This window comes from Aeromonas sp. 601039, from assembly GCF_049174415.1.
GTDB classification, from domain to species: Bacteria; Pseudomonadota; Gammaproteobacteria; order Enterobacterales; family Aeromonadaceae; genus Aeromonas; species Aeromonas veronii_A.
Genome location: NZ_JAAKTL010000047.1, coordinates 1 through 1,497, shown reverse-complemented (window position 1 = coordinate 1,497; position 1,497 = coordinate 1). Strand labels below are relative to the sequence as shown.

Here is a 1,497-nt window from a genome sequence, read left to right as displayed (position 1 = left end):
TGCTCTTTAACAATCTGGAAAGCTGATTTAAAAAGTAGTTCTCAAACATTTGTTACAAGTGCTTTGGAAACTTCTTGGCGAAAACCAAATTTTATTTGGTCCTTGTTGTACAGCAACTTGAATGCCGTTTCGACGACACTTCTTGGGGTTGTATGGTTAAGTGACTAAGCGTACATGGTGGATGCCTTGGCAGTCAGAGGCGATGAAGGACGTACTAACCTGCGATAAGCTGTGAGAAGTCGGTAAGAGACGCTATTACTCACAGATTTCCGAATGGGGAAACCCACCCGAGATAACTCGGGTATCTGTTACTGAATACATAGGTAACAGAGGCGAACCGGGAGAACTGAAACATCTAAGTACCCCGAGGAAAAGAAATCAACCGAGATTCCCTCAGTAGCGGCGAGCGAACGGGGATTAGCCCTTAAGCATCTTGGAAGTTAGTGGAACGGTCCTGGAAAGGCCGGCGATACAGGGTGATAGCCCCGTACACGAAAACAACCTTGATGTGAAATCGAGTAGGGCGGGACACGTGACATCCTGTCTGAATATGGGGGGACCATCCTCCAAGGCTAAATACTCCTGACTGACCGATAGTGAACCAGTACCGTGAGGGAAAGGCGAAAAGAACCCCTGTGAGGGGAGTGAAATAGAACCTGAAACCGTGTACGTACAAGCAGTGGGAGCCCTTCGGGGTGACTGCGTACCTTTTGTATAATGGGTCAGCGACTTACATTTTGTAGCGAGGTTAACCGTATAGGGGAGCCGTAGGGAAACCGAGTCTTAACTGGGCGTCTAGTTGCAAGGTGTAGACCCGAAACCGGGTGATCTAGCCATGGGCAGGTTGAAGGTTGAGTAACATCAACTGGAGGACCGAACCCACTAACGTTGCAAAGTTAGGGGATGACCTGTGGCTGGGGGTGAAAGGCCAATCAAACTCGGAGATAGCTGGTTCTCCCCGAAAGCTATTTAGGTAGCGCCTCGGACGAATACTACTGGGGGTAGAGCACTGTTTGGGCTAGGGGGTCATCCCGACTTACCAACCCCATGCAAACTCCGAATACCAGTAAGTAATATCCGGGAGACACACGGCGGGTGCTAACGTCCGTCGTGAAGAGGGAAACAACCCAGACCGCCGGCTAAGGTCCCAAAGTTCTGGTTAAGTGGGAAACGATGTGGGAAGGCTCAGACAGCTAGGATGTTGGCTTAGAAGCAGCCATCATTTAAAGAAAGCGTAATAGCTCACTAGTCGAGTCGGCCTGCGCGGAAGATGTAACGGGGCTCAAACCAGGCACCGAAGCCGCGGATTCACACTTATGTGTGAGTGGTAGGGGAGCGTTCTGTAAGTCTGCGAAGGTGTATCGAGAGGTATGCTGGAGATATCAGAAGTGCGAATGCTGACGTAAGTAACGATAAAGGGGGTGAAAAGCCTCCTCGCCGGAAGACCAAGGGTTCCTGTCCAACGTTAATCGGGGCAGGGTGAGTCGACCCCTAAGG

Annotated in this window: 1 rRNA gene; it reads left to right on the top strand. The window is 50.6% G+C overall.

The annotated features are described in order from the left end of the window. Positions 1-154: 154 nt before the first annotated feature. Positions 155-1,497: ribosomal RNA gene (locus tag G5195_RS20115) — 23S ribosomal RNA — on the top strand; the annotation flags it as partial.